General features: G+C 72.1%; 9 protein-coding genes. 4 read left to right on the top strand and 5 right to left on the bottom strand.

The annotated features are described in order from the left end of the window. Positions 1-86 precede the first annotated feature (86 nt). Entirely contained in the window at positions 87-497 is a 411-nt protein-coding gene (gene flgC / locus HW577_RS20180; protein ID WP_198377923.1) for a flagellar basal body rod protein FlgC, read from the bottom strand. Between the two features lie 12 nt (positions 498-509). Then, entirely contained in the window at positions 510-905 is a 396-nt protein-coding gene (locus tag HW577_RS20175) for a flagellar basal body rod protein FlgB (protein ID WP_198377922.1), read from the bottom strand. 114 nt (positions 906-1,019) lie between these two features. On the opposite strand from HW577_RS20175, the gene HW577_RS20170 reads away from it, so the two are divergent. From HW577_RS20170 to HW577_RS20155, 4 genes are all read left to right on the top strand, one after another. Beyond that, positions 1,020-1,295 (top strand): hypothetical protein, encoded by a 276-nt coding sequence (locus tag HW577_RS20170; protein WP_198377921.1) that lies wholly within the window; start codon positions 1,020-1,022, stop codon positions 1,293-1,295. Positions 1,296-1,334: 39 nt separating this feature from the next. Then, complete coding sequence (locus HW577_RS20165; protein ID WP_198377920.1) at positions 1,335-1,601, top strand: flagellar biosynthetic protein FliO; 267 nt, start codon at positions 1,335-1,337, stop codon at positions 1,599-1,601. Beyond that, positions 1,598-2,335 (top strand): flagellar type III secretion system pore protein FliP, encoded by a 738-nt coding sequence (gene fliP / locus HW577_RS20160; RefSeq protein ID WP_198377919.1) that lies wholly within the window; start codon positions 1,598-1,600, stop codon positions 2,333-2,335. The genes HW577_RS20165 and fliP overlap by 4 nt, the downstream gene beginning before the upstream one ends. A 123-nt stretch (positions 2,336-2,458) precedes the next feature. Further along, positions 2,459-3,430, top strand: a complete 972-nt coding sequence (locus tag HW577_RS20155; protein WP_198377918.1) for a Bug family tripartite tricarboxylate transporter substrate binding protein — start codon at positions 2,459-2,461, stop codon at positions 3,428-3,430. Between the two features lie 6 nt (positions 3,431-3,436). On the opposite strand, the gene speE is transcribed toward HW577_RS20155, so the two are convergent. The 3 genes from speE to HW577_RS20140 form a co-directional block, all read right to left on the bottom strand. After that, complete coding sequence (gene speE / locus HW577_RS20150; protein WP_198377917.1) at positions 3,437-4,306, bottom strand: polyamine aminopropyltransferase; 870 nt, start codon at positions 4,304-4,306, stop codon at positions 3,437-3,439. Between the two features lie 73 nt (positions 4,307-4,379). Further along, complete coding sequence (gene speD, locus HW577_RS20145; RefSeq protein WP_198377916.1) at positions 4,380-4,838, bottom strand: adenosylmethionine decarboxylase; 459 nt, start codon at positions 4,836-4,838, stop codon at positions 4,380-4,382. Positions 4,839-4,999: 161 nt separating this feature from the next. Further along, positions 5,000-5,275 (bottom strand): hypothetical protein (locus HW577_RS20140; RefSeq protein WP_198377915.1); only part of this gene is annotated, 276 nt, incomplete at its 5' end.

Raw genomic sequence — 5,275 nt, 5'->3', positions numbered from 1 at the left:
ACCCCCCGTCCCGCCCGTGGCGGCGCCGGGCAGCGCGTCGGCGGCGCGATAGGCGGCGGCGGCACCCGCCGGGGCCAGCGGCATCGTCATTGACGCAGCGCCTCGATCGTCCGGGTAAGCATCCCGCGCGTGACTTCCAGGACGGAGAGGTTGGCCGTGTAGGACCGCTGCGCCTCCCGCATGTCCATCGTCTCCATCATGCTGTCGACATTCGGCGTGCGGACATAGCCGCGCGCATCGGCCGCCGGATGGGACGGGTCGTGGCGCAGCGGGAATTCGCCCGGCTGGGTGCCGACGCGGGAGACCCGCACGGTGGCCGTGCCGAGTTCGCGGTCCATCCGGTTCTGGAAGGTGACGGTCTTGCGCCGGTAGGGATCGGCACCCGGCGACTGGCCGACGCTGTCGCGGTTGGCGAGGTTCTCCGCCACCACGCGCAGGCGCGTCGACTGCGCCTGCATGCCGGCGGCGGAGATGCGCAGAGCGCGGTCGAGGTCCATGCCCCTTCTCCGTTACTGGTTGCGGCCGAGGGCCGTGCGGAACAGGCCGACGTAGCGGCGGTGCAGCCCGACCGCGAGCTGGTGCGCGGTTTCGGTGTCGGCGATGCGCATCGCCTCCCGGTCCAGCGCCACGCCGTTGCCGTCGATGGTGCGTTCCACCGGCCGGCGTTCCCGCTGCGCCTGCGGGCCCGCGCCATGCGCGCCGGCGAGATGCAGAGGGTTCGTCTGGCGCATGGCCGCGCTGTTGGCGACGCGGCCCAGCGTTTCCTGGAACGGCCGCAGATCCGATGGCCGGTAGCCCGGCGTGTCGGCGTTGGCGACGTTCTGGGACAGCACGCGCTGGCGCGCGTCGAGCCAGCGCATCCTGGTCTCGGCAAGGGCGATCGGGCCGGTGCGGGTCGGGTCCATGCGACGCTTCTCGCATCGGCGTCACGAAGGATCGGTTAACGCCGAACAATCCCTTCACGCCGACACGCGCGACAACGCCTCGGTAACCAGTCCGTGCGTCTTATGGGGGGCATGATGTTCGGCGAACCCCCATCCCGCGAGGCCGTCGAGGCCCGTCAGGCCGAGATCGTGCTCGCCGCGGCCGAGGCGATGGAAGCGACGCTCTCGGTGGCCGAGGCGCTGGTCGCCGAGCGCCGCCGCATCGACCTCACCGGGCTCGAGGACGAGATCGGCCGGCTCTGCGCCGCGGCACTCGCCGCCCCGCGGGTGGCCGCGCCGGCGCTGCGCGTGCGCTTCGAGGCCATGGTGCGATCGCTCGACCGGCTGCGCGCCGGTCTTGCGCCGCCCTAGCGCGCCACACACCCCGAACCGCCGGCAGGAGGCCGCGGCATGACCCCCGACATGACAACCTGGATGACCGCCGCCGGCGCGCTGGCCGCCGTCGTCGCGCTCATCCTGCTCGCCGCGCGGATCGCCCGCGGCGCCGGGCTCGCCCCGCGCATGGGCGCGGGCGGGCGGATGAAGGTGGAGGAGGTGCTTGCGCTCGATGCCCGGCGCCGCCTGCTGCTGGTGCGTTGCGACGGGCGCGCCCTGCTGTTGCTGACCGGCGGGGCGAAGGACGAGGTCGTCGGCTGGCTGCCGGAGGGCGGGGCATGAGGCGCTGGCTTGTCCTGCTGATCGCCGTCGCGCTGCTGCTGCCCGGCGGGGCGCTGGCGCAGTCGGTCGCGATCGACCTCGGCCAGACCGGGCAGCCGGGGGCCACCGCGCGCCTGGTGCAGCTGACGGCGCTGATCGGGCTGCTGTCGCTCGCCCCCTCCCTGCTGGTGATGGCGACCGCCTTCGCCCGCATCGTCATCGTGCTGTCGCTGCTGCGTAGCGCGATCGGCGCGCAGGGCATCCCGCCCAACCCGGTGCTGGTGGGCCTCGCGCTCTTCCTGACCTTCTTCGTCATGCAGCCGGTCTTCGAGGCCGCCTGGGTGCAGGGCATCCAGCCCATGACGGACGGGCGGATGGGCGAGATCGCCGGCCTGCAGGCGGCGGCCGAGCCCTTCCGCCGCTTCATGGCGGCCAATGTTCGGGAGGAGGACCTGATGCACTTCGTCCAGCTCGCCGGCCTGCCCGCGCCCGAATCGGCCGAAGCCGCGCCCTATCGCGCGCTGGTGCCGGCCTTCATGGTCAGCGAGCTGAAGCGCGCGTTCGAGATCGGCTTCCTCCTGTTCCTCCCCTTCCTCGTCATCGACATGGTGGTGGCCAGCGTCCTGATGTCCCTCGGCATGATGATGCTGCCGCCATCAGTCGTCGCGCTGCCCTTCAAGCTGATCTTCTTCGTGCTGGTCGACGGGTGGCGGCTGGTCTCCGCCTCCCTCGTGCAGGGTTTCGCCGGGATCTGACGTTCCGCGCCGGCGGGCGCGGCACGCCCCCCCTCTGGAAAGCGCGCCGGCGTTCCACCACCTCCCGCGTCGTTGCCGGATCGTGCCGACCGGCGACCAAGCAACGTCCGGGAGACCTTCCGCATGCACACCCGCCGCCTTCTGCTGGCCGCCGCCGGCGCCAGCCTCGCCGCCCCCGCCCTCGCCCAGGGCGACTGGCCTAATCGGCCGGTCAGGATCATCGTGCCGTTTCCGCCAGGACAATCGACCGACATCATCGCGCGGCTGCTGGCCGACGATCTCTCCCGCCGCTGGCCGCAGCGCGTGGTGGTGGAGAACCGCGCCGGCGGCGCGGGCGCGCCCGCGCTCGAGATGGGCGCGCGCGCCGCACCCGACGGCTACACGCTGGTCGCAGGCTCGATCGGGCCTCTCGCGGTCAACCCCGCGGTGATGGCGCGCCTGCCCTACGACCCGGAACGCGACTTCGCGCCGATCACCAACCTCACCCTCGTGCCGCTCGCGATCATCGCCCATCCCTCCTTCGCGGCGACCACGCCGCAGGACTGGGCGGCCGCGGCCCGCGGCGCGGTGCGGCCGATCGACCTCGCGACCGCCGGGCCGGCGAGCGGGGCGCACATGGCCGCGGAATTCCTCGCGCACAGCGCGGGGCTGCGCTTCAACATGGTGCACTACCGCGGCAGCGCGCCGGCCATCACCGACCTGATCGCCGGCACCGTCCCGCTCATGACGGACAGCGTCGCCTCCGCCCTGCCGAACATCCGCGGCGGGCGCGTCAAGGCGATCGGCGTCATGACGCCCGCGCGCGTGCCCTGGCTGCCCGAGGTGCCGAGCTTCGCCGAGACGATCCTGCCCGGCTTCCAGGCCTTTGGCTGGAACGGGCTGGTCGCGCCGGCCGGCACCCCGGCCGACATCCTGCGCCGCATCCAGGCGGACGTCGCCGCGGCGCTCGCCGAACCCGCCATGCGCGCGCGCATCGACGAGCAGGGCATGCTGCCCGATCCGCAGACGCCGGAGCAGTTCGGCGCCTTCCTCCGCGCCGAGATCGCGCGCTGGCGGGAGGTGGCGCGGGTCGCCAATGTCCGCCTCGAAGGATAGGCGGCCTCAGCCCTTCGGCAGGTGCTCGGCGATGTAGGGCGGCAGGTGGAAGGCGCCGGCGTGGATCTCCGGCGTCCAGTAGCGCGTCGTCCCCAGGATGCCGGCCGCTTCCGCCCGCCGGCGGATCTCATCCGCCGGCACGGCGCGGCAGGCGGCGTCCTTCGCCGCCCAGCCGAGCGTCATGAAGCCGCCCACATAGGTCGGCACCGCGGCCACATAGGCCCAGATGTCGGGGAAGGCGCGGCCGCGGCGGATGGACGTCTCGCGCAGCTCATCGGCCTGCATCTGCGGCACGCCGCACTGGTTCACCACCAGGCCGCGCGCGGTCAGAAGGCGGGCGCAATTGGCGTAGAACTCGTCGGTGAACAGCACCTCCCCCACGCCGATCGGATCGGTGCTGTCCACGATCACCACGTCGAAGGAGGCGTCCGGCGCGCGGCGGACATAATCGATGCCGTCGGCCACCAGCACTTCCGCACGCGGGTCGTTCCACGCATCGCCCGCGATGCCGGGGAGGAATTCCTTGGCGAGACGGATCACCTCCCCGTCGATCTCGACCATGACCGCGCGCTCGACACCCTTGTGCTGCAGCACGCGGCGCAGCACGCCGCCATCGCCCGCGCCGATGATCAGCACGTTCCTCGCCGCGCCATGCGCCAGCAGGGGCACATGCGCGATCATCTCCTGGTAGGAGAACTCGTCCGCTTCGGTGATCTGCACCACGCCGTCGAGCATCATGACGCGGCCATGCGTCTCGCTCTCGAACACCATGATGTCCTGGAAATCGGACCGCACGCGCGCGAGTTCCCGCTTCACCCGGAAGCGCTGGCCCCAGGCCGCGTAGAGCGTCTCGTTCACCCAAAGGTCGTAGGCCATGGCGATGCCCCCGCAATGCGAAGGGGCCGGGCGCGACCGCCCGACCCCCCGCGTTCCGACGATGAAGCCGGCGTCAGCCGATCAGCCCGCGCTTGTGCTCGGCAAGCTGCACGCGCTCGGGCAGGAAGCCGCGCTTGAGTGCCGCGATCGCCTTGTACGGGTCGCAATCGCCGCAGACGAAGATGTCGAGCGCGGCGTAGTCCCGCTCCGGCCAGGTGTGGATCGACACGTGGCTTTCGGCCAGCACCAGCACGCCGGACACGCCACCATTGGGCGAGAAGTGGTGGAAATGCCCGTGCAGGATCGTCGCCCCGGTGGCGAGCGCGCCTTCGCGCAGCACCGCGTCGATATGCGCGGGGTCGTCGAGATTCGTCGCCCCCCACAGGTCGATGATCAAGTGCGTCCCGGCGTAGCGGACGCCGTTGCGCTGCACGAAGTAATCCTTCTCGGGGTGCGCCGAGCCGATATCCTCGTTGTTCCGGGTGTCGCTCGGCAGATCCGAGACCATCCCCGGTTGGACGAGAGCTTCCATGTGAGGGCTCCTTCCAGCCAGCAGATGACCAGGGCGGTCGGGAGATTCCGACCATTGGGTCAACGGCGGCGCGATATGCGGCAAGGGGGTCCGGGGCGCAAGCGAAATCCGCCCCCGGGGACCGGAAATTTTGCAGATCCCCCACCCGGGGGACGCGCATCTCAGCGCGCGACCTGCACGGGCGCCCGCAAGGCCTCCAGTCGCGACGGCAGCAGCCGCAACATGCCGATCTCCTGCTGCACGCGCGGCAGGTCGGCCAGCCCCCGCAGCGGGTCAGACGTCAGCGCAGCGAAAGCCTCGGAGAGCGGGCCTTCGCGCATCCGCTCCCCATGCGCGTCGCGCAGCGCCGCGAGCGCGGCATCGTCGCCGGCCAGCGCGGCGAAGGCGGCCGCGCGGGCAAGCGCGACCCGGTCCTCCCGCGCCAGCGCGGCGGGCGC

The sequence above is a fragment of the Neoroseomonas rubea genome (assembly GCF_016106015.1).
Classification (GTDB): domain Bacteria; phylum Pseudomonadota; class Alphaproteobacteria; order Acetobacterales; family Acetobacteraceae; genus Neoroseomonas; species Neoroseomonas rubea.
Note: the sequence above shows the minus strand (reverse complement) of the source record. Positions and strands in the feature narration are given on the sequence as shown.